Origin of the sequence: Erythrobacter sp. Alg231-14 (assembly GCF_900149685.1) — a bacterium.
Taxonomy (GTDB): domain Bacteria; phylum Pseudomonadota; class Alphaproteobacteria; order Sphingomonadales; family Sphingomonadaceae; genus Erythrobacter.
Genome location: NZ_LT702999.1, coordinates 620061 through 645880 on the forward strand (window position 1 = coordinate 620061; position 25820 = coordinate 645880).

Consider the following 25820-nt stretch of genomic DNA (forward strand, 5'->3'; position numbering starts at 1 on the left):
GGGATCACAAACCTCAAAAACCGAACAAGCCGGCCACCGAACTGGCGATCAACTTATGATATTCAAGGAACAGGCTGGGCAGGCTAGGTTCCGATGGAACGGCATCGCGAACCACCATCACTGAAGGCGGCAGCGTCCGATCAAGTTCTCCCGCCGCGCGGCGCATATGCCAATCGGTGGTTACTAGGCGCAGCGATTGGACCCCGTTTTCCTCAACCCATTCTGCGGTTTCTGTTGCGTTCCCACGCGTGTCCACCGCCACAAAACCAAGCGTCACACAGCAATCCATGCGCGCTTGATCCACTTCGAATTCGATAGCGAATTCAACCGGCGTCACCTCGGGATCGACGCCGGTGACCAACATTTTCGAAGCAAAACCTTGATCCAGCACGACCAAACCTTGCGCGATCCGCCCGGCCCCGCCGGTTGGAACAATCACCGCATCCGTGCGCGTATCTCCGGCAGGTTGTGGCAGGCTGACCGTGAACCACAAGAATCCCAGCGCCCAAACCAAAACAGCCCCGGACAGGATATTGCGTAGAATCGGTTTTGGGGCGGGGTTGGGCATCGTCTTACAACATCGACCTTAGGGCAAAACCGATGGTTATACGCCCTGTTATGAGCGCAAGCAGAACACCGGCCAATGGAATACAAGCAATGATCAACCAATCGATCCAGCCCAAGCCACCGCCGCCGATCATACCGCTATCCAAGGCAGCGAACTGTTGGCCCAACAACCAAACCGCGCCCAATCCCAACACCAAACCAACAATCGCGCCAAACGCCGCATCACGCAGGACAGAGCGTTGGAAAATCTTGGTGACTTGCGCGTCGGTTCCGCCGAGCAGGTGAATGATCTCAACCGTGTCTGAGTGGTTGAAAAATGCGCTTCTGGCGGCCAACCAGACTGCCGCCGCAGTCGCAAAAGCGACCAAACCAATCAACGCCAGCGCAAGATATTGCATCGCAGCCAGAGCATCATAAACAGGCTTGAGCCAGGTGGATTGGGCATCGATCCGCGCGGCCCCGCCCAACTGATCGAGTGCGTCATCCAAGGCGCCCTGCAATTGCGCAATTTCGGCTGAGCTCGCCTGACGGGTGAGTTCTACGTCTATCAAAGCCGGAATTGGTACGTCTTCACTCGCCGCACTGCTGCCCAACCAAGGCTCCAACAATTCGGCCAATTCCGCCTCTGGAACGATACGAACAGACGTAACCAAAGGGTGGCTGCTAAGAGCGTTCGCGGCTGCGGTTGCTTGCGCGTTGCGCGATTGCGGGTCTGCCTCAACGATCTGAACAGTCACGGCATCGGACAAATCGGCGCGCGCATTATCGGCAAGATTGCGCAGCGAAAGACCACCGGCGGCAGCGATTACGACCAGTGCGATCAATATTGCGATGACCCACGGGATTGGCCCGCCGAACCTCGTCTGAGGCAACAGGCGCGCGCTGGCGCTGCCTTTCATTGACGGAGCGTTCGGCACCCGTTCCTCTGATGCTGGCGACGCGGTCATTTACCAGGCGCCTTGGGCTTGTTCTTTGATTTTCTCGCAACCGCGCTGTTACCCGATGGTTGCGGCGGATAGCGCAGAGCACCGGTCGGATCGGACAATCGCCCCTTCTGCAATCGCATAATCAACGAATCGGGCACTTTCTTTAGAAGGTGCACATCGTGGGTTGCGACGATAACCGTCGTACCAACGCGATTGTTAAGCGCTTCAAACAAGCGCAGCAGCTTGAGAGCCATATCAGGATCGACATTGCCCGTCGGCTCATCCGCGATCAACATTTGCGGGCGCGCAATCACGGCGCGTGCGATCGCAACGCGTTGCTGTTCCCCACCTGATAATGTCGCAGGGATCGCCTGAGCGCGATGCGACAATCCGACCCATTCGAGCATATCAGAAACCGATTTCAGCACTTTGGCCTCATCCGTGCCGGAAAGACGTAAGGGCAACGCCACATTATCGAACGCCGAAAGGTGCGGAACCAATCGGAAATTTTGAAACACGACGCCCAGACGCCGCCGAAAGTCGGGCAACCGGGTGCGAGGCAGTGTGATCATGTCCTTGCCAAACATGCGGATGCTGCCTCGCGAAGGGCGCTGTGCCAAGTAAAGCAATTTCAGAAGGCTGGTTTTTCCCGCGCCGCTGGCCCCGGTCAAAAAGTAAAAACTGCCTGGGAAAAGCGTGAAGCTAAGATCGCTCAACACCTCTGGATCGGTGCCATAGCGCAGGCCCACATTGTCAAATTTCACAATTTCGGAGGGCCGGTCGGTCATGTCTGCGCATTTATCAGCGGCACTCCGCCGGGGAAAGCCCAACAATGGCTCAATCGCCAATCAATTCCCTGCAAATCGACGAAAGTTGCGCTTCAATGTGGAAAAACGCGGCGAAACACGCCTGCTGAACGCACGCACCCTTGTGCGCAAGCGGCGGCGCATTATTGCCGAAGAGGTAATGATCATCTCCTGCCCAGCCTGCGGAACACGCTATGTCGTGCCCGAAACTGCAATTGGCAGCGACGGGCGCACTGTGCGCTGCGCCAAATGCAAGCACAGTTGGTTCCAAGGTTCGGCCCCACTCGATCTCACCGATCAGATTGACACAATGGCGGATGAGACCCCGGATCAAGGTGCAGAACAGCCCGCTGAAACGGGTCCTGCTGCACCGACATCCGCTGCGGTTCCCACATCTTCCCCGCCGCGCATTCCAACTCCGATCGACAATACTGATGAAAACGGCAGTGCCGAAACCGAGACTGCCGAGGAAAGAGCGGATGCGCCGCCTACAGACGTGGAGCGGGCCGCTGAGACCAACGAAGACAGCGCGTCCGAAGGGCCTTCAATCAACCATTGGCGCACTGAAGACCATCCCGATGCAGCCCAATCCACCGCAAGTGGGAGCGAGGGGATCGCTGCGCGCGCCTTGAAACAAGGGATGGGTGGCGACGCTGCCAAGGCGGACACCGATCAAGGCGCGGTTGAGACTTCGTTCGAGTCCGACCCGCTTGCCAATGCCCGCGACAGCGACAGCGACAGCGACAGCGAGCCGTTTTCCGACGACGCCGATTACGATTTCAACGATGGCTATGACGACGATGGCTATGACGACAGTGAGGGGTCGCGATTCGACTACAGCCCGCCCTTCTCTCGCCGTCGCAATTCGTTGAAAATGTGGACCATTGCCGCCGGTGTTTTCGCGGTTTTGGCGTCCAGCACTGTCGTCGCCGTAAATTATTTTGGCTTGCCGGATTGGTTCCCGGTCAATCGTCCAACCTTTGGCATTGGAAAATCGGATCTAGAATTGGATTTTCCGGATAGCCAAAACCGGACCGAGGTTCTCGACAGCGGGGAAGAGATTTTCCGTGTACGCGGTAGCATCCGCAACACTGGGCAAAGCTCCGTCACCGTGCCAACCCTTTTGGTGGTGTTTCGCGATGAGCGGGAGAAGAACGTGTACAGCTGGGTCGTCGTCCCATCCAAACGGGAATTGGCGCCAGGTGAGAGCTTGAATGTGACCGAGGCCGTGACCGATATTCCCGCCGCGGCAAAAGCAGCCGAAATTGGCTGGTCACCGAACTGATACGCCTAATCGGCAATGCAAATTAGCTGAATTCGATCCAAACTGTGCCGGCTTCGTCGCGCCCGCGTTGAACGGTGTTCGCCCGGGTTGTTACCGACGCAGTGGAAGTTTCGATATCAAAGTTGATGCGAGCAGGGCGTATCACGTTCGCCCGGGCTGTGACACGCTCTGCGATGGGCGAGGATGGCGAGGCAGACGTAGTTGCCGCGCCTGGCGCCGTAGCAACGGCGGACGATTGGACGATCAAAACAATGGCGGCTGCGAAGCTCATGCCAAATGGTTTCCGCCCCGTTTACCTTTTTCACAAGCGATCTGGTAACCCGGTCCCACAGCGGGACATTTGGGCGCGGAGCCTTACCGGTTAACGCTCTGTCTTGATCAACGTTGATGCCGGATCACAAAAGCAGTCATCAAAGGCCTTGCGCAGCGGATAGCCCCTTGCTAGTGGCGCCCTCCTACCAAGGGGAGCGCATCAGCGCGCCTCGCTTACCGAGTGCGGTCGTGGCGGAACTGGTAGACGCGCAACGTTGAGGTCGTTGTGGCCGAAAGGCCGTGGAAGTTCGAGTCTTCTCGACCGCACCAAACAGTCCTTATTGGACATCAAGACATCACCAAAGTGCAGGAACTAGCCCGAAATGGCGCAGTTCTGTGGGGTGTTCACGGTCGTCGGGAGCCATCAGTAGTCAGAGGCATTGGGTTTAGAGGGTGTAGTCCGGGCAAATTCGCCTGCCGATTCTCAGCGGCTGACTGCGATTGAAAATTGCGTTCGACAAGAACGGCAGCTTTTCTCTCCAATCCCAGCAAAATTGAACAAAAACGCTATCTTCCCGCCAAATTCGAAATGCGTTGCAGCAAGCGACCGCGAAATTCTGGAGTCGCATCCGCTGCGAGGGTAATAAAGACGCCTGTTAGCGCTTGATTCCTGAAACCATCCAGATCGAAGTAGCCATTGGCCCAATCCTGCCGCGCCAGACGGTAGCTGTCATAGACTTGCCGACCCAATTGTTCGGCTGAGATATTGCCTCTTAGTAGCCCGCCGGCTTGCGCTGCTTTGCAGGCTTGGACCGGCTGCTTCAACGATTGCGCGAAGATGCCATGATCGGATTGTTGCTCAAACAGCCCGCTGCGATCACCCGCAACAAAGGCGGCCCGATAAAAGTCTTCATCCTGCGCAAACAAATCAGCAAACTGCGTGATCTGCTGTTCGAACCCGGCCTCAATACTGCTGAAATCGGACCGGCTTTGAACCTCGTGTAGCCGCTGAACCAGCGCTTCGATGATTCGATTCAGTATTTGGCCTTTACCACCGATGAGATTGTAAATCGTGGGGACGGTCAACTGGGCTCGTTCAGCCAGTTCTCGAATCTTCAACGCCTCAAAACCATCTTTGGCAATCATAGCACGTGCGTGACTTAGAATGCGCTCTGCACGCTGAGACTTCTTGTCTTCGCGAGTCATTTTGGGGGCGAGTGAAGCGGATTGAACCATACGCGCCTCATAGACCGCTCCGGCTATTGACTCAATAATTGGACAACGTTAAAAGTTTTAACAATGTTTAAATAATGAGAACTCCAATGGAGAGAGACATGGCAAAGTTCGACTTCTCAAAATCCATCGAAGCCTGCGCAGCGCGCTATGGCGAGGATGCCGACGCAGTCCGCAAGTATATGAATGATGGGCTCGAGGCTGCGCTCACTTTGCCCAACCGTGGACCGATTAAATTCAATGCGGATGGGGCCCTCGATCAGACGATTCTCGATGCATATTCGACATACGGTTTCTACATTTTCGAAGGCGTCATCGGTCGGGAAGAACTCAGCGACATTGAGGAGGACCTTGAGGAGCTCCGCACTCGGTTTCCCACCCACCCCGGTTCTGAGGTCGACATGCACGGCCGCCCGGCCCTTGGTGCGGATTGCAAAGGACCTGGCCTAACTTGGGGCAAGCCATTGAGCGATCCATTGGGCGGGACTGAGATCGCCAATGGCCGGCATCAGGTTAAGCTCCAAGAACTGGACGCGGGCGAAGACGCGCCTGAGGCGACTCCATTCATTTTGCTTGGCTCGTTGCAATTCTCCGACGCTGCGATGCGAACCTATGGGCATCCAGAACTTCTTAAAGTCGCCGCCTGTATCAATGGCGATGATTTTGCGCCGTTCACCGAAGTGCTTTTTATCAAGGACCCCGGTTACGGCGCCGCGGTCTCATGGCATCAAGATGGCGATAGCCATTGGGATAATCCCGATTTCGACGAGGACATTCACGGCTTCAATTTTATGGCCCAGGCCTATGGCAGCACGCCGGTAAACGGAGTGTGGGTTGTCCCCGGCACCCACAAGCTGGGTAAAATGGATATCCCGGCGATGGTCAAAGACAGCGGCAGTGAACGCCTGAAAGAAGCTGTTCCGATCGTTTGCGAAGCGGGTGATGTTGTGATCTGCAACCGCCAATTGGTCCATGGCTCGTTTGCAAACAGCGGGTTCGAGCCGCGCCTCACGATCAACTTCGGATTCCACAAGCGGTCTTCGGTGCTCGATGTTGAGGGTGCGGGCATTCATTGCCCGGTCGAGACATACAATGCCGCCGTGATTGCAGAGCGTTCAAAAGTGATCGGTTACGCTATCGACGCAAGGAAGCAAAAATACCCTGACGAGCAGCCTTACAGCTATGCGCCATTTGCCGATGCGAAGGAGAGTTTCGCGTGGACGCCCGCCAGTAAGGCGAGCATCAAAGACTATAACCTCATTGATCTCAGCATCTAGGCGCCGGTCCGATGAGAGAGAATGTCAAAGTGTTGGCAATGCATCCGGGAATGCAAGGCCTGTTCCCGGGAAAGCCGGATCATTGGGAATTCATTGCCCATGACGAAACCGTTGAGGCAACCATTACGACACGTGGCAGCGAAGTCGAAGTGCTGTTGTCTGCCAGCATCGAAAAGCTCGACAAAACGGTCTTGGACCAGCTGCCCAATCTAAAAATGGTGGCATCGATTTCTGCCGGATTCAGCAACATCGATCTTCAAGCTTGCGCCGAACGTGGCATCCCTGTGACCAATGCGCCCGGCCTCAATTCCGGCGATGTTGCAGACCTAGCTGTGACGATGATGGCTTCGCTTTTGCTCCGAATGCCAAACAGTCAGAATTACATCATGTCCGATCAATGGAGGGAAAAGGCAGGACCACTTCGGCGCTCACTGAGGGGCATGACCATCGGTATTGTTGGTATGGGTTCGATTGGGAAAGAGGTTGCCGCCCGGCTGGAGCCATTTGGCTTTGAAATCAAATGGTGGGGTCCACGCGCCAAGAGTGAGATTGTCTTTCCATATGTGCCTTCACTCATGGAACTAGCGCAATTGTCACAGGGCTTGATTGTATGTTGTCGGCCAGATGCGTCGACCCATAAGATGATCGATGGAGCGATGCTTGATGCACTCGGCGAGAGTGGAGCGCTGGTCAATGTATCGCGCGGCAGCGTTGTCGATGAAACCGCGTTGATTGAGGCGTTAAAGTCTGGCCGATTGGCCGGCGCTGGGCTCGACGTGTTCGACCCCGAACCGACCAGCAGCGAACGTTGGAAAGACATGCCAAACATCCTGCTGACCCCCCATCAGGGTGGTTCGACATACGAAACGCTATTTAAGCAAGCCCAGCTTGCCCAAGACAATATAGAGGCATTCTTGAACGACGAACCGTTGCTGTCACCGGTTGCTGAAGAATAACATCCTTCTGCTAGTCACTGATTGAAACGACACCGTGAGCAGGGCACGGCGACATGCGCGGCTGAAGCTCAAAACGGTCCATTGCCCTCGGCTAAAACTGGAATGTATATCCCGCAGGTCTAGCCGCAGCGAACACCGCTTTGTCGTATAACGTCAAGGCATTGCGCCACGCGTAATCCTGCGAAACCGACCGAAGTATGGGAGAGCCTTTCGCTAAGCAAAAATGGGTTCAGCGAGCGAGCCGTCCGCGCTGTAATAGTTACAGTGAAAGCCGCTCGGGATACGATAGGGGATAATGACTCTCGCAATCGGGCCGGCGGCTACATCTTGCGCGTGGAAAATCGCCAATTGGGTGGTGTTGGAATTGGCCGGGTGCACCAAGCTCATGGCATAGCCATCCGCTTCGTCGGTTGATCCCAATTTAGGCGCGAACACCAGTTCCCCGCACCCTGCTCCATCGCCAAAGTGGTAGATGTCCTCTTTGCCGGATTTCGTATCGAAGTGGATCACGCCATCCATGCCATCCACACGTCCATCAACCGAATTGAGGTTGAGGTTGGCATAGCCATGGCGTGTCTTGCGCGTCATCATCCGGTCGTCCGGGCGGGGGAATTGAATGTCACGGTCGTTGAGGGTTTCTTCTTTGATGTCATTGGTCTTGCCCGTGAGATCAATCGTCCAACGCCGCAATTCCAAGGCGGTGCCAGCATGCGTGCTTTGCGTTCCATCATCATTAGGAAACAATGCAGTGCCGTTGGCTGCGGCGACATCTGCGATCAGTTTGCCGTCTTCTTCCCAAGCATTCAGTTCATGGAACATGTGACGCCCCGGCATTTCCAGCCATCGAATATCTTTGGCGCTGCCGTGCCGGGGGAATAGAGCAAAGCGCGAATTGCGTCCCTTGACCCATGCCTGCATCGGGCCGCCTTTCATGGCTCGATCAAGGCTGACCTCAAGAGGGTTGAACGGCACCAAGACCCAATTTTCAGTGACAAGCGCAGTGTGAACCATGCTCATATACGGCGCTTCGAAGGCGAACTGATTGGTGATCTGGCCGTTCTTGTCGATCACTTCGTAACGAATTTCCGGCTTGCCGCCGGGTCCGTTGATCATCCAGCCGTAACTCATCATTTCGCCTGTGGTCAGGTCGACTGTTGGATGCGCAGAAAACGGCCCAGTGATCGTGCCGCCATAATCGAGATATTCTCGCGTATCGAGGCTGCGCGGATCCATTTCGATTGCAGGGCACCCCTCCATTACGGCCATCAATTTACCATTGTGGAGGATGATGTTGGTGTTGCCTGTGTTGTACCGCACACCTTGCACACTAGGATCGGTTGTCGACGGATCACCAAAAACGCCAAACAAGCGTTTTCCAGCCGCCAATTCCGCTTCAAACTTTTCGGTGCGCACCCATTTGTTGCGCATCGACACACGACCATCCTCAAAGAAAAAGCCATAAACCATCCCGTCCCCATCGAACCAATGATAGCCTTCTGGTGGATCGTAGAGCGGCTCTGAACCTGTTCGATAGAACACCCCATGCAGATCATTGGGCAACTCACCCTCTACGATTAGGTCCGGCGCATGCGCTTCGAACCGCATCGGTTGATGATGACCGGTAAGGTACGGGTGATCGGAAAAAGGCTGAGCCATAATGTCGTTCTCCGTTTAGGGAATTGCGCGTGCGCGCGCCTTGGATTGATTACGAAACTCCGCCCATCAAGGCGTATTTCAATTCCATATATTCATCGAGACCGTGCTTAGATCCCTCTCGCCCAAGCCCGGATTGTTTGATCCCGCCAAACGGCGCGACTTCAGAGGATAGGACGCCGTCATTGATGCCGACCATGCCGTATTCGAGAGCCTCCATAACTCGCCAAATGCGGCCCATATCGCGCGCATAGAAATACGCCGCGAGGCCGAACGGCGTGTCGTTCGCCATGCGAATTGCGTCATCTTCAGTGGCAAATATCATGATCGAGGCAACCGGGCCAAAGATCTCTGACTGCGCGATATCCATGTCGTTTGTGACCCCCGTCAAAACGGTGGGCGCGTAGAAATTCCCGCCTCGTTCGCTCGACGGGCCGCCAAGGCGCGCAACCGCACCAGCCGCAATCGCTCCATCGACCAAAGCGCTGACTTTGGCATAACCGGCATCGTTGATCAGCGGGCCGATCTCAGCTCCCCGCTCGACACCGGGGGCGACTTTGAGTTTGGCAATTCTCGCCGTGAACTTTTCGGTGAATTCCTCCGCGATGCTGTCTTGAACGAGGAAACGGTTTGCGCAGACGCAAGTTTGACCTGCGTTGCGGAATTTTGACGCAATCGCCCCTGTAATGGCGGCATCAATATCGGCATCGTCGAATACAATGAATGGGGCGTTTCCACCCAACTCAAGGCTTATTTTGGCGATGTTTTGTGCGGCCTGCGCCATCAAGATTTTGCCCACCGGAGTTGAGCCCGTAAAGCTCAATTTGCGGACCCGGTCATCGCTGCAAAAAAGCTCTCCTACCGGCGCAGGTTCGCAAACCGGTGTGACTTTGAACACTGCGCTGGGAACGCCGGCCTCGATGGCCAATCTCTCAATGGCCAGCGCGGAAAGCGGTGTAGCCTCTGCTGGTTTCAATATGATCGAGCAACCCGCCGCAAGCGCTGGTGCGACCTTTCGCGTCACCATCGCAATTGGAAAATTCCACGGCGTAATCGCCGCGCAGGTTCCGACGGGTTGCTTGATTGTAAGAACCCGTTTGCCAGTGGCGAAGCTGGGGATGGTTTCGCCATAGGCGCGCTTCCCTTCTTCGGCGAACCATTCAACAAAAGCCGCGCCATACGCGACTTCGACCATCGCCTCTGCCAACGGTTTGCCGCACTCCGCGGTTATCAAATGCGCTAAGTCGGTTTGGTTCGCCAAGATCAAGTCGAACCATTTGCGCAGGATCGCTCCGCGCTCTTTCGCTGTCCGTGCCGCCCACGCATGTCGCGCGGTGTCCGCTTCTGCAATTATTTGCGACACTTCATCGACAGTATAGGCACGAACCCAAGCGATAATCTTTCCCGTAGCCGGATCATCGACGGCCAGATCACCGGCGGTAACATCCCGTCCGTTGAGCAAATTCTTAATCGCAGTCTGAGTCCGGTTCTCTGTCATAAACTTTCAAAATTCGCACGATCGGCCTTGGAATGCATTTCGCATCTAGGGCGTGATCTTTTTTTCAAGGTCGAGCGCTGTGGGCGGTTGCGCGCCCAATGACCCGAGGTTCGCTGTGGGTTCGCTGTTTAAGAAGAGGGAGATGATCGCGTCGGTGAACTTCTCGATCTGCTCCTCTTCAAACACATCAATTCCAAAAGTTGCTTTGATGTGCGGGGCCAGAAGGAAAATGGAATTGGATGCGTGCGTCATGATGAAATGCAGGTGGATCGCCGATACATCCGACGAATAGACCCCTTCGTCCTGAGCAAGCGAAACCCAATCCATCGACTTCAATGAAAAGAGCGCAAATTTCCGCTCATTCATCCAATCAAGCATCTCACCTCCATGGATGGTTTCGAAGGTAGAGATGCGATGCAATTCGGGATAGCGAGCGCAAAATCGGACGTAGTTCCGGGTCGTGCTTTTCACCCTGTCATAGGGTGTCATGTCCCGCCATTTGTCTTCGTCGACAAAAATTGCCTCAAGCAATTTGTCTTGCAAGTGGGTGTAAACGGCCTGCCAAAGCCGCTTTTTTGAACCGTAGTGATAGGTCACGCTCGCGATGTTGGTGCCTGCCAATTCGGCGATCTGACGAACTGAGCCGCCGGAATAGCCATGGTTGCTAAACACCTTGATACCGGCTTGCAGCAATTTGGACTTAGTCGTGTATTCGATCTTCGTTTGCATCAGGTCTCACTTTTGGGTTCTGCAAAATTGGCCAGTGCCTCTGAAATAGGCCCCCACCTTGTCCCAGTTTTAGCATTTCATCGCAATGCAGCCCGACCAGATCGCAAACCATCCTTCCACATTAGGCCGAGAGCAGGAAAGGTGGGCGCCAACATCACAGCCAGCACCCACCCTGGGAATTAGTCGGAAGAGAACGCCGACTAAAACTTAAAGCCGAGTTCGACGAAAACCTGCCGCCCGCGATTTAGAGTGACCAATCGATCATCTGTTCCAGGCGCCCCAAACGGAGGCGGCGCAGACGTGTTGATGAAGATTTCATCGGTGAGATTGTTGCCAATCAATGACAGCGTCCATTTCCCATCGGGATCGCCAATCGATATCGATCCATCGATCGTGAAGAACCCGTCTTGAACAATGTCCCCAATGTTCGTTGCCGGATCCAGCTCGGTTGGGCTGGTCGTCGTTGTGAAATAATCGTCGGTGTAGCTGATGACCGAATTGAACCCGAATTCTAGCGAATTGCCGATCGGGACATCCCAATCAACGGCAATATTGCCGGACCATTCCGGTGCCCGGGCAGCAGCCCGACCATCCAAGTCTAGACCGTTCACCGACACGAACGTGTCGCTAAAGGCTGCATCCAAATAGGATGCAGCGCCGCTAACGGTGAGCCCATCAACCGGCGTTGCCCAGCGCCAGTCAACGTCGATACCTTGCGTTGTGGTTTCACCGGCATTGAATGTCGAAAAGTTGAAGATCGCGACATCAAAGTTCTGAATCTGTTGGTCAGAAAACACATAGTAGAACGCGGTGGCGTTAAGGATCAAAGACCCGTTGGCCAATTGCGAACGAACACCAATTTCGCCGCCCGTCGATGTCTCTGAATCGAAACGCAGGGAATCGGCAGCGGCCTCCGCAACAGCTGGATCGGGATCATTCAACAACAAAACCGCGCCGGTGGGCAGTGTGTTGTTATCGACCCCGCCCGATTTGAAACCGGTTTTGAAAGCCGCATAGATATTGAAATCGTCGTTTGGCGTGTATTTCAACACCACTTCGGGAGAGAAATTGCTGTCGCTAAATTCGATTGGCCCGGCAAAAAATCCGGATGGCACCGCACCCAACGGACCAGAAATGAACGAATGGACAAATGGGAAGCCAATCGTCGTGCTCTTCTCCTCGTCGGTCCAACGAACCCCGCCGGAAAGATTGACCGTGTCGGTCAGATCGAGTGACCCGCTGACATAGAACGAGATTGCTTCGGCCGAGAGGGGGCGATCCGCCAACCAGTCAAATGTGAAGCCTGTGGCGGCATCTGGTCCCAGCAAAAGCGATGGCAGAAACGCATTCTGCGCAGTCAGCAAGCCGCTGTCTCGACTTTCCCAAAATCCGCCAATCTGGAAATTGAACGGCCCAGCAAAATCACTCGCCAGGCGAAATTCTTGCGTGAATTGCTCCAAAGTGTTGACGAACGGAGCGGTGAAGCCAGCAGCCGATCCATCTGGGTTCTGGCCAGTCGAGTTGAACGTATCGTTGTAAATATTGTCCAATTCCACATAGCCGGAAAGCAACGTCAGCGTGAGATCATCGGTCAACCCGATGTTCGCCTCTAGACTTGCATAGAACAGATCGGTGTCATTGAATGCCTGAGTGACATCCCGCCCGCCAAGATCCAGACCGGTTGGCACAACATTGATGCTGGCATCACCGTCTGGGCCAGGGAAAAAATTGTCGGAAATGTTGCAGTCATGCGTAGGAGCAAACGACAACCCAAACACCGCCAAGAATGATGGTTCGGGCTGTCCATTGCCGCCGCAGAACAGATCTGTGAAGCCATTCAACGTCTCTGAGCGCTGTTCATTATAATTGATTTTTAGAGTGGCGTCGAAATTCGATGACGGCTCAAAAGCGAGAGTCAAACGACCCACAAAGTTGGTCAAGCCTTTGTCAGGGTCAAGCGCAGGCACGTTGTCCTGAAGCTCCACAAATTTATCGATGTCTTGATATTCGGCGGCAACGCGAATGCCCAATGTGTCCGTTAGTGGTCCAGAGATATAACCACCGACCGTGTAACCCTCTTCTTCAAACTCGTATGAGACGGTCCCAGACACCTCCCAATCGGGCGTTGGATTTGCACTGCGCAGTGTCAAAACGCCTGCTGATGTGGATTTGCCAAAGAACAAAGGCTGAGGTCCCTTCAGGACTTCGACTTGTTCCAGATCAAAGAATGCGGTTTGCAAGACCCGCTGTGTGCTAACGGCAATGCCATCAACATTGATGGCCACCGCAGAATCAAAAGCGTTGGAAATGTTGGATGAATTGATGCCGCGTATCCCGATCTGCGCGCCAGCACCCGATCCGCCCACTTGAACAGAAAGGGCCGGCACTCGGCTTACCAAGTCGGCGGCTTCGTCAATGCGAAAATCGTCAAGCGTATCGCCGCTGATAACCGCGACCGCGACAGGAACGTCTTGCAAAGATTCTTCCTGCTTTCGAGCGGTCACGATGATGACGTTGCTGTTGGACTGATCCTCTTGCGCAGCTTCATCTTGCGTCTGAGCAATCGCTGGGTTGGCCATGCCGATCGCCAAAGCCGCAGAAATCGCAACGCTTCCGGTTTGCAGGCGCAATCTATTCTTGAATGACATCTTGTTCTTCCCCTCCACGTCGATGCTTTTTTGCATCTCATCCGCGATCGAATTCGGCAGAAATCAAAGGAACAATCTCGCCGAAATCCTGATGAGGAAGCTAAGAACCACGCTTTTCAAACGATACTCTCACAATTGTTATGACCGTTTGAATTTGATTCATGGCATGCAAGAGTGTGAAGTTTGCCCCGCCAATTGGCAGGCAAAATCAACCGAAGTGAGGAACGATCCTGTGACGATTGAACACCCCGATGCACCATTTTGGATGACAGGGAATTTTGCGCCGGTCGGAGAATCGATTGAAACCACCGACCTTAAGATAACGGGCGAGATTCCGAGGGAGTTGAACGGCCGATACCTGCGCAACGGCCCAAATCCCCGTGCAAAAGCGAGCGTTGATTGGTTCCTCGGAGAGGGCATGATCCACGGCGTCAAAATCAGTGACGGCAAAGCCAATTGGTATCGCAATCGCTACGTCCAGACGCCATTGTTGGATTTCGAAGAAATCACCAATGAGAACCGATTGGTTAGAGGCAATTCTCTCGCCAACACGCATATCGTTGGCCACGCAGATAAGGTGTTGGCGCTTCAAGAAACGCAAATTCCAATCGAAATGTCGGGCGATTTGGACACCGTTGGCCCGTATGATTTCGGCGGCAAACTAACAGGCAATATGACGGCACATCCAAAGATTTGCCCGAAAACCGGAGAAATGCTGTTCTTTGGATATGGGATAATGCCCCCGTTCTTGACCTATTACCGCGTTTCACCGCACGGCGAGCTGGTCCAATCCGAAGTCATAGACGTTAAGGCAGCGACTATGGTCCATGATTTTGCGATCACCGAGAATTACGTGCTTTTCATGGACCTTCCCATGCTTTGGGATCTCACAAAGTTGGGCAAGCCCGGCATTCCAATCAGCTATGACGAAAGTTATGGGGCCAGGCTCGGCGTTATGCCGCGCACTGGCACAAGCAAAGACGTGCAATGGTTCGAAATTGAACCATGCTATGTCTACCACACGATGAACGCCTATGAACGCGGATCAAAGGTCATATTTCACGCGCCTCGTATGATCGGATACACATCGGTTGGAATGAAGAATCCACCCGTTCCCAAACTTCATCGCTGGACAATCGACCTTGACAACGGGTCGGTTACAGAAGCGCCGTTGGATGATTTGGGCGTGGATTTTCCTATGACGTCGCCGCTTTTGGTTGGGCAACCCCATCAACATGGATACGCCGCCGAATTTGATACTGGCGGCGCGCCCAACCTTCTTGGCTTTCACAAATACGATATGGAAACCGGAGCGAGTACCTGCCATCGGCTTAAAGATGGGCGCACGGGAAGCGAAGCCATTTTCATCCCTGCTAACGATCCCAAAAGCGAGGATGATGGGTATTTGATGACCTACGTCTATGATCCGAGCGAAAAGCTTAGCGAACTGGTGATCCTCAACGCCAAGGAAATGTCCGATAATCCCATAGCGCGCATTCATTTGCAGGCGCGCGTACCCGCCGGTTTTCATGGAAGCTGGATTGCCGATTAGCCCACCTTCGCCACCGGTTTGATCAATGGTCGCGCCGCATAGAGGCCCTTATTAGCTAGTTTCTCGCGGTCTCTTGGCTGGTAGAAACCGCGCTTAAAATGCACCTGCGGCGGCTGTGTTTTGACTTCGCAGTGATGTCAAGGTCGCGCCGCATGACCCAAGCAATTCGCAGGCAACGATGATATGACTCAAGACGACAACCCGGCGCTTCGCCATTCGCCAGCCAACGCCCATTCCTCGGCCGAACCGGGTGATTTGGCGGATGAGCTGAAACCTCTCGATCGTCAAATCGGTTGGCTTGTCGTCAACAGATGGACGTATCGGTTGATGCGATTTTTGGGGTCACTCAATCGTCCCGAATTCGACACATCGGACATCACCATCACCGACTCCGAGGAATTCGGCACAGGGACCGTTTTGGTCACTCCCAACACCCGATCCGGAGCGGGCGCTTTATTGCTCATCCACGGCGGTGGTTATGTGATCGGCAGTCCGCAAGACATCCTTCCCAAGGCCGCCTTCTTCGCACGCAAGCTTGGCGTGCCCGTTGTTTGTCCCGGCTATCGGCTTTCGCCAGAGGCTCATTTCCCCGCCGCTCTCGATGACTGTCACACGGCATGGCAAAGACTTTTGAACAAGGCAGATCAATTGGGCGTTGACCCGAGCAAGATCGTGGTCGGCGGTTACAGTGCAGGCGGCGGTCTCGCGGCGACCTTGGTCCAACGACTTCAAGACGAAGCCGGAACCCAGCCAGCTGCCCAATTGCTGATTTACCCCATGCTTGATGATCGCACATCAAAGAGGCGTGAGATCGACAAGCCCCGGCACAGAGTGTGGAGCAATCGCAACAATCTTTTCGGATGGGACAGCTATCTGGGCCCATCCACTGTGCGTGACACGACGCCCTATTGCGCCGCCGCGCGGCGCGATGAGCTCGCCGGTTCCCCTCCGACTTGGATGGGGGTTGGGAATTGCGATCTTTTTCTCGATGAAGACCGCGCATACGCCAATCGGCTCATCAATGACGGGGTCGACGCCACCTATCTCGAAGTGGATGGCGCGATCCATGGGTTTGATATGGGCGTGGGCGCGCTTGCCGAAGCGTTTGTTGGGTCACAATTGTCGTTCCTCAAGAGATTTACCCTCTGAGTTGGGGGCCATCTTCAATAGAGCCGATAGGTCAGAACTGTGTCACTCTGGCCATTGTCGGATCGACCAGGAACAGACGGCCATATTGATCGGCCAACAGCGCTTTACCCACTTGTGCTGCCTTCTTCTTTTTCCCGGTTGTGAAACGATCACCCTCCAACGCGGGGATCCGAGCAAGGCAATGCAACTGGCTCGTTCGCTTAGCCAAAGAATTCGATCGGAACCTGTTCGAATTGCTGCGATGCGAATTCGCCGGGGCGTTGTGCAAACATCGCTTCGATGTCGCCGCCAATTGCCTCTGGCTCGCCTTGTCCGCCATCGTTTTTGGTAACGAGTTGGATCGACACTTCGGTGCTGGATTCTTTGTCCGCCGTCGCTGCGTTAGCGCTATCGCCGAACCAGTCACCGAAAGTGCTTTCGTCATATCCATTAGCTGTGAGGTAATCGATCACCTCTTGTTCGCTTTGATAGTTGGCATACCGGATGTTGCCATCTTCATGCATCAGTGCGCGCAGATACGCCGTGCCATCGGTCAGCGCAAAGAACACCTCTTGGATGCCGTCGCTGTCGTAATCATCCGCGCCCAAGACACGGTTGATGTTTTCGATCTCCAAATCGTTCTGGAACCGGCGCTGGCTGTCATTGTCGCTGCCCGCAACAACATCGCCGCTTTCCACCAATGGATCGATATAGATGCCAGCAACACGCGTTTCGCCGGCCCATGAATGGTCATCAAAATAGACCAGACCATCCGGCGCCGTACCAACGGTCGCAAAACGGCCGATCGCTTGGTTCACAACAATCTGATCCAGATCGCCATCGCCGTTCACATCGGCCTCACCAATGCGCAGCCACGAACCATCGCCGCCCAACGCATTGCCATCAAAATCGCGGATCGCGCTCATCGCGTCTTGATACACCGAAGTGTCCGACGTCGCGAAGTTCACCGACACACCTTGGCCGGGAAGCAAACGCATCATCTCATCGTCAAATTGCAGGAACTCAACGCCGGACAGAACATCGGTCCCGTCCGCGCCAACAACCTCAAACACACCCGTTTGCGTCTGTGTGATCGTGTAATCCGCGCGGTTCCCCGAAACGACCGCCGTGTCCACATTGGAACCGCCGTCAATCGTGTCATTGCCTAGGCCGCCGGTGAGGATATTGCTCACCGCGTTGCCGATCAATTCATCGTTGCCCGAACCCGCAATGGCGTTTTCGATCACAGTGCCGCGCGCAATGCTCATATTGCCCCGGCTGCCGCCAACATTCGAAAACGTTTCCGAATTCAAGTTGATCAACTGCGCCGCAGAGAATGTCGAGTAATTGAGCGTGTCGGTCCCGCCATTATCAATGATGGTGAAAGCCAACAGGTTGCCAGCGTTGTTCAACGCCTCTTCACCCACGCCATAGACTGTCCGACCGGTGTCGTTGCCGACCCCATAGGTGTCATCGCCGGTGCGTGTTGTTGTGACCGTGCCATACGCTTGTTGGATCGCGATCAAATCCGCGCTCATAGGAGTGAGCGTGAACACACGGCTGAAATTCTGGAGCGCGAAGAACGAATTTTCAGACTGGCTGAAATAGGACATCACTGTAGTTGCCCATGAATCGTTCAAATACAACGCGTCCGCGTCGTAATCGGCGTTGCCGTTGTAGTTGCCGCCATGCCTTAGGCCCAGCGCGTGACCGACCTCGTGAATGTAGGTTTGGAACGAATAGCTGTCCAACGTCGTGCCCGAATTTTCCAACCATGCGGTTGAAACGTTCACGGTTGCGCTGGTGATCGTCGTGCCGGTCCGGCTCGATGATGCAAAGGCACCCTCTTCGGTGTCTTGGAAAGTGATTTGGGCCGTGCCGTTCACTTCGCTAAAATTGATGCCCGTGGCGTCAGTCCAAAGCGCCAAGGCTTCGCGTGCCAAGAACATGCCTTCTTCGGTCAATGTCGTAATATTGACGGTGATCGTGTCGCCTTCGGTTGCCGCAAAGCGACGCAAATTGCTTTCATCGCCGGTTGAACCATACAGCAATTGCGATGCGATTTGATCGTTCGAATATTCTTCGAGCGGGGCCGCAATATCGGCCGTGACTTGATAGTCGCCTTGTTCGCCATCGGCCCAGCCGCCCACGTCGAGATAGAATGTGCCGCTGGATGTCGCGGTGAAACGGATCGCCGAATACGTTCCGGTGCTGTCGTCGTTATACGCGACAACATCGCCGGATGCCGTGCGCAACGTCAATGTTGTGTCGACATCGTTCAGCCCGCCCGTGGACGAGGTGACAAATTCATATCGTTCGCCCGCCTGCAACGTCACCGCATACCAGTCGCGGTCACCGGTCTCTTCCAATTGCGCCGCCGTGGCGGGATCACCAATGGTGAGCTCACCAGTGGTCGTCGCATCCGCAGCCACCGCGTCATCAACGGGACGCGAACTGGAAATCACGTACCGACCAGCGGCGGTGCCGAAACCGGAAACATCCAGATAGAATGTACCGGTCGTATCCGCGGTGAAGGTGATTTCGGAATAGAGCAAACGCGCATTGGTGTTTGCATCGTCGTTGCTGGTGATTGTGGCACCGGTTGAATCACGCAATGTCAGGATACTGTCTGACAATCCACCACCCGGCAGGAAGGTCGTGAACGTGTATGTCTCACCTTGGGTGAGGTCGATCGCGAACCAATCGCTGTCGCCGGATGCTTCCAATTCACTGACGACGAAAGAACCGGGCGTCAAAACGCCGTCAGTGCTGGTGTCGTTGGCAAAATCTTCTTCGGAATTGGTGCCGACCGTTACGACCGTGTTGACGCCGCCATTGGCTTTGTCTGCGCCATCATGATTGTGACAGGCAAGGCAGGCACAACTGTGCGTGTGCACCGCATTTTTCAAAACGTCATCAAATTCCACAACGCTGTCGACACGATCCATTGCGGGATCAAGGTTCGTTGTATTGATTTCAAAGGTTTCTCTAAACACGCTGGCTCACTCTTCTATTATTGTTCTGAGGCCGCAGGGCGGGCGGTTTCTGATACCATGACATTTGCGGCCGCTTGGGCGAGCCGTTCAACGTCACTTAAATTCAATGGTCGGTCCATCACATCTACAGATACGGTTGGATAGGCCGATTTGGCTTCAATGTTTGTATTGCCTTCATCCAATTTGGCAATATCGGCGTTGATTGTTCCAGACTTTTCAACGGTAAGCGTCATGGACAGCCCATCGGTTCTATCTTGGTCGCCCAACGCTTCGCCAAGTTTGGTCCGAAACAGTTCGCAAATTTCAGCGTCAGTCGCACTCACACCCAGAAATTGCGCACCATCCACACGGCAAGTGTCGCCCACATTACTGGTCATGCAACCCGCCTGAAGCGTTGCTGCAATCAAGGGCATGGCCACTGATGATAAGAAAATCCTCGCCATTGCTTCGGCCCAAATGCCTTTCGCCAATTCGATCTGGCTAACCGCCTTAGAGTTACCAAAAACGATCCGCAGATACTTAACGCTGACGCTTTAACCCATTTTCGATGTGTTTTGAAAGTCTAAGCCCCCGATTTGGAGCACAACTGGCCGAAAAAATCCGATTTGGTGGCGATGACACGTTCCTTGCGCCCGTAATTGGCCCATTCGTCGTCATTGTGCAGACACGATTGTTTACATGGGGGCGGTTTGATTTGCGCGCTCCAGAAGGTATGAAATTGGCATGAAGCTCCCATGCACGTTCATGATATGGCTCGCATTTCTTCTAGTGGGCGGCGCAGTCGCAGGCACCCCGTCAGCGGCGCAATCCCGGTTGAGTTGTGAATGGTCACACTCGATTGCTGTGACCGCGACTGCGGGGGTCAGCGCCCATTCCGATGAAATCCGCGTGGACTTAACCGGTGCCGATCTGCCGGCTGGCTATTCCATGAGCAGCGATGGCGCCGATCTGCGCGTGTTTGCCGATGACAACACCACACCCATTCCGTTCTTCATCTCACGCTGGGATGCATTAGCGCAACAAGCAACTGTCTTCATCCGCCCGCCCGGCCTCGCCGCAGGTTCCTCTGCAACGTTCAACTTCTTCCTAGGCAACGCATTTATCGGTTCCGCATCCGATGCAACCGGGGTCTTTCCAAACACCGGAATTCGGGTGTTTTCCAGAGTTTCTGCCGCCGATCCGTCAAATGGAGAAGACGGGCTTAGCGCCCTTCAACAATCCGGCACCATCGTGGCCGATGTCATCCGGTCCGACGTGTTCCGCATCAACAATCGCACATTGGGCGGCTCGAACGGCGATTACGGCCTATGCGTTAGCACTTTGATCAACGTCGCCCCATCGCAGGAGGGTACATGGAGTTTTCGCGGAGGGTTCGATTTTGGTCGCGGCGGTCATTTCCGACTGAATGAAGCATTGGTTGGAGGAGACTGGAACGACGACATCTGGTGGGCGACCAATTTCAACAATCCCGACGTATTCGAAGGCACCCGCATGTTGGATGCCGGTTGGCACAGAATCGAAGCGCTTGGTTTCGAAGGGTGCTGTGATGGCCCGATTGAAATTCAGGCCCGCCCGCCTGGTGGAAATTATAGCGATCTTCGCACCAGCAATTTCCCATTGCGCGCGGCGATTTGCACCAACATCCGCGTCACGACCAGCACCACGCAAGAAGCGTGCCCCATCGGATTGGATGTGAACAAAGCATCCGTCACATTCGAAGACACACGCGGCGGCAACTTCGCCCTTCCGGGGACCATTGTGACCTATGAAATCGCCGTGGCCAATACTGGCCAACGGGTCGACGATACAACGATCGATATTCTCGACACGCTTCCGGCTGACGCGCGATTGGTGGTTGTGGGCACCGACGCGTTTGAATTGGTCCAAGGCAGTCCCGCCAGCGGCGTCGCGTTGGATTGGGTCGGACATTTGGACGATGATGACGGTGTCGAATTTTCAACCGACGGCAGCGATTTTGGATACGAGCCGCAACCCGGCGATGACGGCACCGATAGCGCTATCACCCATGTTCGGTTTTCACCGGACGGGTCGCTCAATCCAGCCGATAACACCGATCAACCCAGCTTTGTCATCCGGCTAAAGCTGATCATCGAATAGCCCCGCACCTCAAACGGGGTGCGCATATGCAATTCTCGTGCTGCGATTTATTCTTCGCCCATCCTCAAGGCGGCGATAAACGCCTCTTGAGGGATGCTGACATTGCCGTATTCGCGCATCTTCGCTTTGCCTTTTTTCTGCTTTTCCAACAGCTTCTTTTTGCGTGAAATGTCGCCACCATAACATTTGGCGGTCACATCTTTGCGCATTGCGGCAATGGTTTCACGGGCAATAATCTTTCCGCCAATCGCGGCCTGAACGGGGATTTTGAACAGGTGGCGCGGGATCAGATCTTTCAACCGCTCACACATTCCCCGCCCGCGTTCTTCGGCAACGCCGGCATGGACAATCAACGACAAGGCATCGACCGGCTCTGCGTTTACGAGGATGTTCATTTTGACCAGATCGCCCTCGCGAAGGCCAATTTGTTCGTAGTCAAACGATGCGTATCCGCGCGAAATGCTTTTCAACCGGTCATAGAAATCGAACACGACTTCGTTGAGCGGCAATTCATACGTGACCTGCGCACGGCCACCGACATATGTCAGATCGGTTTGCACACCGCGCCGATCCTGACACAATTTGAGGATCGCACCTAGATATTCATCGGGCGTGTAAATCACCGCTTTGATCCACGGCTCTTCGATCATCTCAATGCGGTTAACATCGGGCCAATCGGCTGGATTGTGCAGCATAATTTCTTTTGCCGCTTCGTTCTTTGTCTTGCCCAATTGCAGGCGGTAAACCACCGAAGGTGCAGTCGTGATCAAATCGAGATCGTATTCACGGCTCAATCGTTCTTGAATGATTTCAAGGTGGAGCAATCCCAAGAAACCGGCGCGAAAACCAAAGCCCAACGCGGCGCTTGATTCCATCTCGAACGAGAAACTCGCGTCGTTCAATCGCAGTTTTGCAATGCTTTCGCGCAGTTTTTCAAAGTCGGCGGCGTCGACCGGGAACAGCCCACAGAAAACCACCGGCTGAACTTCTTTATAGCCAGGCAGGGCCTCTGTTGCCCCGCCCTTCACCGTGGTGATCGTGTCACCGACGCGGGCTTGTTCGACTTCTTTGATTTGAGCGGTGATGAAACCGATTTCACCAGGGCCAAGCTCTTCCAAATCGGTGCGTTTCGGTGTGAAACACCCGACCCTGTCAATCAGATGCTGGGTACCGCCTTGCATGAATTTGATGTTGAGCCCTTTGCTCAAAACCCCTTCGATCACGCGGACCAGAATGACCACACCGAGATACGGGTCGTACCAACTGTCCACCAGTGACGCTTTGAGCGGCACATCCCGTTCCCCACTGGGCGCCGGGATCTTAGCGATGACTGCTTCCAACACTTCTTCGATGCCGATGCCTGATTTCGCGCTGGCCAAAACCGCTTCGGATGCGTCTAGCCCGATGACCTCTTCGATTTCTTCGCGCACGCGTTCGGGTTCGGCGGCGGGCAGATCGACTTTGTTGATGACAGGCACGATTTCGTGATCATGTTCAATCGATTGATACACATTCGCCAGCGTTTGCGCCTCAACCCCCTGCGCCGCATCCACCACCAACAACGCGCCTTCGCACGCAGCAAGGCTGCGCGACACTTCGTAAGCGAAATCAACATGGCCCGGCGTGTCCATCAAATTCAATTGATAGGTTTCGCCATTCTTGGCCGTGTAATTCAACCGGACAGTTTGCGCCTTGATCGTAATGCCGCGCTCTTTCTCAATATCCATATTGTCTAGGACTTGAGCGGACATTTCACGTTCAGTCAGACCGCCCGTGAATTGGATCAAGCGGTCGGCCAGAGTGCTTTTGCCATGATCGATATGCGCGATGATGGAAAAATTGCGGATTTTGGAGAGGTCAGTCATTTCACCGCCGCGTTTAGCGGGCTGTGTGCGCTATGTCATTCGAGAAAATTGCAACTGAGCCAACAGCCCACAGAATGCTTGCGCCCGGATAGATCCAAGCCGGTTCAACCGGATCAGGCGGCTTCGCACCGGGCAGGCGCGGCATAGGCGAACAATGGCACGCTCGCGCCATTGTCACTCAACATGCCGCCTTCCATGCCCTTGTAGTCACCTTGGGATAGAGCGGCGAGCGGCGCACCGGCCGCGCTCAAAGCATAGGGGCTTACGCGGTTGCGTGTGCAAAGGCCGCCTGAACCATCATCGACCAACGATTGTTCAAACTCCAATCCTTGGGTGTCGCCATTGGTGCGAATGACTGTTGCGACCGCCAATTGGCCACCACCCAAATCGACCACAAATTGGGTCTCTTTGGGAACGTCGTTCAACCCTTGGATCAGCGCCCCTGTTCTCGACAGATTGCGCAAGGTGACTTCGTAAGAGTGATCGTCGTGAATAACTTGAATCTTGCGGAAAACGGTGCGGCGACGGGCGCGCTTGGTGCGATCGCCGCTGGGCACGATTTTCCATGCATCACCGATCAATTCAGTGTCGGCCACATCGCGTGCGACGGGGTCAGAATAGATCGGGCCCTGCATATATTTCACGCCGCATTGTTTAAGCCGATCAAACAAATCGGTTGTTTCAATGCCGTTGGCAATTGTGTCCATTTCCAACGCGCCGGCCAAGGCGACAATCGCCCGGATCAACCCCAGATCTTTGCTGTCATGCGCTTCGGCTTCGCTGACCAAAGCTTCGTCGATTTTGATCGCGTCAAACGGTGCACGCCGCAAATACGCCAAGCTGGAATAGCCGCTGCCAAATTCATCCAATGTCAAGCGCACGCCCAGCTTAAACAATTGGGCCAAGGTACGATCGACATCGTTCGTGTCGCCAAAGAAGACCGCTTCGCTGATCTCCAATTCCAACCGATGGGCCGGAAGATCCGCGGATGTCAGCGCTTCTGACACGCAATCGACAAAACTGTCGGAAGCGAACAAGGCGACCGGAACATTAACCGCAACCCGCACGGTGTCGGGCCAACCGGCGGCGTGTTCGCACGCTTCGCGAATGGCCCATGTGCCCACTTCTACGACTTGGCTTGATCCATCCAATATTGACGCGAATTCTTCTTCGTCGATTTCGCCGCGCTGGTCGTGCATCCAACAAATGTGAGTTTCCAACGCGCGGACAGTTTCGTCAGTGGCGGTGACGATCGGTTCGTATTTCAGGAAGAGCTGTTTTTCACGCACTGCGACGCCAAGGTTCTCTTCTAGGCGGCGGCGGAAAAGAGCTTCGTTCTCCAATTCGCCCGAATAGAACCGGAATTGACCCCGCCCGCTGTTTTTGGCGGAGTACAAAGCCAAATCGGCGGACCGCACAACTTCTTCCGCATTCACGCCATCATGGGGGGCAATCGCAACGCCTATGGATGCGCCAATAACGCAACGGCCCTCTTCCAATGAATAAGGTTGCTTGAGCATCGTGATGATTTTCATCGCGATCTCGCCCAATTCGCCGCGATCATCCATATCCGGGATCATCACTTGGAATTCATCGCCTCCCAATCGGCCGATTTCGCATTCGACCTCAATCGAACGCGACAAACGATCGGCGACTTGTTTCAACAATTCATCGCCAGCCGCATGGCCCAGCGTGTCATTTACATGCTTAAATTTATCCAGATCCAACATCATGACCGCGCAATTGCGCTTTGCCGCTTTGAAAGCGGTCAACGTGGTCTCGATAATGTGCTGCATCCGATGTCGGTTGGATAGGCCGGTCAGCGAATCGAACTTGGCAAGCCGCTCGGTCTCTTCCTCGCGGTAATATTCGTCGGTGATGTCGGCGCCTGTGCCGCGAAAGCCGGTGAATTCTTCGCCATCAAACGCTGGTCGGCCCGACAAACGCAGAACCGCCCCGCCCGCATCTTTCGCCGAACATTTCTCTGCCCGAACCGAGAACCCGGAAAACGCTTTGTGCGCGCCCAACATCAGAGGCAGGGATTTGGTACGTCCATCCCGATCGGCAGAAACAAAGACGGTGCCCAAGGGTTGGCCCAAGAGATCGGATAGTGGGACGCCAATACGATCGGCAATTGCAGAACTCAGATAGGTAAGATTGCCCTGTCGGTCGCTCGCCCAAAACCAGCCGAGGCCCGATTGCTCGAGCTCATCCAACATGGCGAGTTTTTCCCCATCGGACAAAGCGCTTGCCGCTTTGGTCGATTTCAACCCGCTTTTAGACAAGAAACCCTTTAGGGGCACCCGCGCCTTCCCTCTCAATCATACACAT

The 25820-nt window shown here is 54.7% G+C and carries 20 protein-coding genes and 1 tRNA gene; 7 read left to right on the forward strand and 14 right to left on the reverse strand.

Features of this window, described 5'->3' with window-relative positions; all coding sequences use genetic code 11:
* Positions 1–13 precede the first annotated feature (13 nt).
* The 3 genes from BQ8290_RS02840 to ftsE are packed head-to-tail and all read right to left on the reverse strand — an operon-like array spanning position 14 to position 2281.
* A complete protein-coding gene (locus tag BQ8290_RS02840; protein WP_108787445.1) occupies positions 14–568 on the reverse strand; it encodes an ElyC/SanA/YdcF family protein in 555 nt (184 codons plus the stop codon).
* 4 nt (positions 569–572) lie between these two features.
* Positions 573–1514 carry a cell division protein FtsX gene (locus BQ8290_RS02845; protein WP_337660942.1) on the reverse strand — a complete coding sequence of 314 codons (942 nt, stop codon included), beginning with the start codon at positions 1512–1514 and terminating at the stop codon, positions 573–575.
* A complete protein-coding gene (gene ftsE, locus BQ8290_RS02850) occupies positions 1511–2281 on the reverse strand; it encodes a cell division ATP-binding protein FtsE (RefSeq protein ID WP_108787447.1) in 771 nt (256 codons plus the stop codon). The genes BQ8290_RS02845 and ftsE overlap by 4 nt, the downstream gene beginning before the upstream one ends.
* A gap of 97 nt (positions 2282–2378) precedes the next feature.
* Here ftsE and BQ8290_RS15050 point away from each other — a divergent pair, with 97 nt between their 5' ends.
* Complete coding sequence (locus BQ8290_RS15050; RefSeq protein WP_337660943.1) at positions 2379–3584, forward strand: zinc-ribbon domain-containing protein; 1206 nt, start codon at positions 2379–2381, stop codon at positions 3582–3584.
* A 22-nt stretch (positions 3585–3606) separates the two neighbouring features.
* On the opposite strand, the gene BQ8290_RS02860 is transcribed toward BQ8290_RS15050, so the two are convergent.
* Positions 3607–3855 (reverse strand): hypothetical protein, encoded by a 249-nt coding sequence (locus BQ8290_RS02860; RefSeq protein WP_108787449.1) that lies wholly within the window; start codon positions 3853–3855, stop codon positions 3607–3609.
* A gap of 224 nt (positions 3856–4079) precedes the next feature.
* On the opposite strand from BQ8290_RS02860, the gene BQ8290_RS02865 reads away from it, so the two are divergent.
* Positions 4080–4166: transfer RNA gene (locus BQ8290_RS02865), tRNA-Leu, on the forward strand.
* Positions 4167–4403: 237 nt separating this feature from the next.
* Here BQ8290_RS02865 and BQ8290_RS02870 read toward each other — a convergent pair.
* Entirely contained in the window at positions 4404–5072 is a 669-nt protein-coding gene (locus BQ8290_RS02870; RefSeq protein WP_108787451.1) for a TetR family transcriptional regulator, read from the reverse strand.
* Positions 5073–5170: 98 nt separating this feature from the next.
* Between BQ8290_RS02870 and BQ8290_RS02875 the strand changes: the two genes are divergently transcribed.
* Positions 5171–6346 carry a phytanoyl-CoA dioxygenase family protein gene (locus BQ8290_RS02875; protein WP_108787453.1) on the forward strand — a complete coding sequence of 392 codons (1176 nt, stop codon included), beginning with the start codon at positions 5171–5173 and terminating at the stop codon, positions 6344–6346.
* Between the two features lie 11 nt (positions 6347–6357).
* The gene (locus tag BQ8290_RS02880) at positions 6358–7302 is read left to right on the forward strand and encodes an NAD(P)-dependent oxidoreductase (protein WP_108787455.1); all 945 of its coding nucleotides are present in this window, start codon (positions 6358–6360) and stop codon (positions 7300–7302) included.
* A 213-nt stretch (positions 7303–7515) separates the two neighbouring features.
* On the opposite strand, the gene BQ8290_RS02885 is transcribed toward BQ8290_RS02880, so the two are convergent.
* The 4 genes from BQ8290_RS02885 to BQ8290_RS02900 form a co-directional block, all read right to left on the reverse strand.
* Positions 7516–8958, reverse strand: a complete 1443-nt coding sequence (locus BQ8290_RS02885) for a carotenoid oxygenase family protein (RefSeq protein ID WP_108787457.1) — start codon at positions 8956–8958, stop codon at positions 7516–7518.
* 49 nt (positions 8959–9007) lie between these two features.
* The gene (locus BQ8290_RS02890; RefSeq protein WP_108787459.1) at positions 9008–10453 is read right to left on the reverse strand and encodes an aldehyde dehydrogenase family protein; all 1446 of its coding nucleotides are present in this window, start codon (positions 10451–10453) and stop codon (positions 9008–9010) included.
* Between the two features lie 45 nt (positions 10454–10498).
* Positions 10499–11182 (reverse strand): TetR family transcriptional regulator, encoded by a 684-nt coding sequence (locus tag BQ8290_RS02895; protein WP_108787461.1) that lies wholly within the window; start codon positions 11180–11182, stop codon positions 10499–10501.
* 200 nt (positions 11183–11382) lie between these two features.
* The gene (locus BQ8290_RS02900; protein WP_337660944.1) at positions 11383–13830 is read right to left on the reverse strand and encodes a TonB-dependent receptor; all 2448 of its coding nucleotides are present in this window, start codon (positions 13828–13830) and stop codon (positions 11383–11385) included.
* Positions 13831–14062: 232 nt separating this feature from the next.
* Between BQ8290_RS02900 and BQ8290_RS02905 the strand changes: the two genes are divergently transcribed.
* The gene (locus BQ8290_RS02905; RefSeq protein ID WP_337660945.1) at positions 14063–15382 is read left to right on the forward strand and encodes a carotenoid oxygenase family protein; all 1320 of its coding nucleotides are present in this window, start codon (positions 14063–14065) and stop codon (positions 15380–15382) included.
* Positions 15383–15565: 183 nt separating this feature from the next.
* Positions 15566–16531, forward strand: a complete 966-nt coding sequence (locus BQ8290_RS02910; RefSeq protein WP_108787467.1) for an alpha/beta hydrolase fold domain-containing protein — start codon at positions 15566–15568, stop codon at positions 16529–16531.
* Between the two features lie 31 nt (positions 16532–16562).
* Here BQ8290_RS02910 and BQ8290_RS15055 read toward each other — a convergent pair whose 3' ends face one another.
* From BQ8290_RS15055 to BQ8290_RS02920, 3 genes are read right to left on the reverse strand one after another with little or no spacing between them, the layout of a single operon-like run.
* Positions 16563–16739: a hypothetical protein gene (locus BQ8290_RS15055; RefSeq protein WP_337660946.1), complete on the reverse strand. Its 177-nt coding sequence runs from the start codon at positions 16737–16739 to the stop codon at positions 16563–16565.
* A complete protein-coding gene (locus BQ8290_RS02915) occupies positions 16732–19506 on the reverse strand; it encodes a M10 family metallopeptidase C-terminal domain-containing protein (RefSeq protein WP_337660947.1) in 2775 nt (924 codons plus the stop codon). The genes BQ8290_RS15055 and BQ8290_RS02915 overlap by 8 nt, the downstream gene beginning before the upstream one ends.
* Before the next feature lie 17 nt (positions 19507–19523).
* Positions 19524–19883 (reverse strand): hypothetical protein, encoded by a 360-nt coding sequence (locus BQ8290_RS02920; protein ID WP_337660948.1) that lies wholly within the window; start codon positions 19881–19883, stop codon positions 19524–19526.
* Positions 19884–20229: 346 nt separating this feature from the next.
* Between BQ8290_RS02920 and BQ8290_RS02930 the strand changes: the two genes are divergently transcribed.
* Positions 20230–21624, forward strand: coding sequence for a DUF2341 domain-containing protein (locus tag BQ8290_RS02930; protein ID WP_108787475.1), 1395 nt, complete (start codon positions 20230–20232; stop codon positions 21622–21624).
* Positions 21625–21671: 47 nt separating this feature from the next.
* Here the strand turns inward: BQ8290_RS02930 and lepA are convergent, their stop codons facing one another.
* Positions 21672–23489 (reverse strand): translation elongation factor 4, encoded by a 1818-nt coding sequence (gene lepA, locus BQ8290_RS02935; protein WP_108787477.1) that lies wholly within the window; start codon positions 23487–23489, stop codon positions 21672–21674.
* Positions 23490–23602: 113 nt separating this feature from the next.
* The gene (locus tag BQ8290_RS02940; RefSeq protein WP_337660949.1) at positions 23603–25774 is read right to left on the reverse strand and encodes a putative bifunctional diguanylate cyclase/phosphodiesterase; all 2172 of its coding nucleotides are present in this window, start codon (positions 25772–25774) and stop codon (positions 23603–23605) included.
* Between the last annotated feature and the right edge of the window lie 46 nt (positions 25775–25820).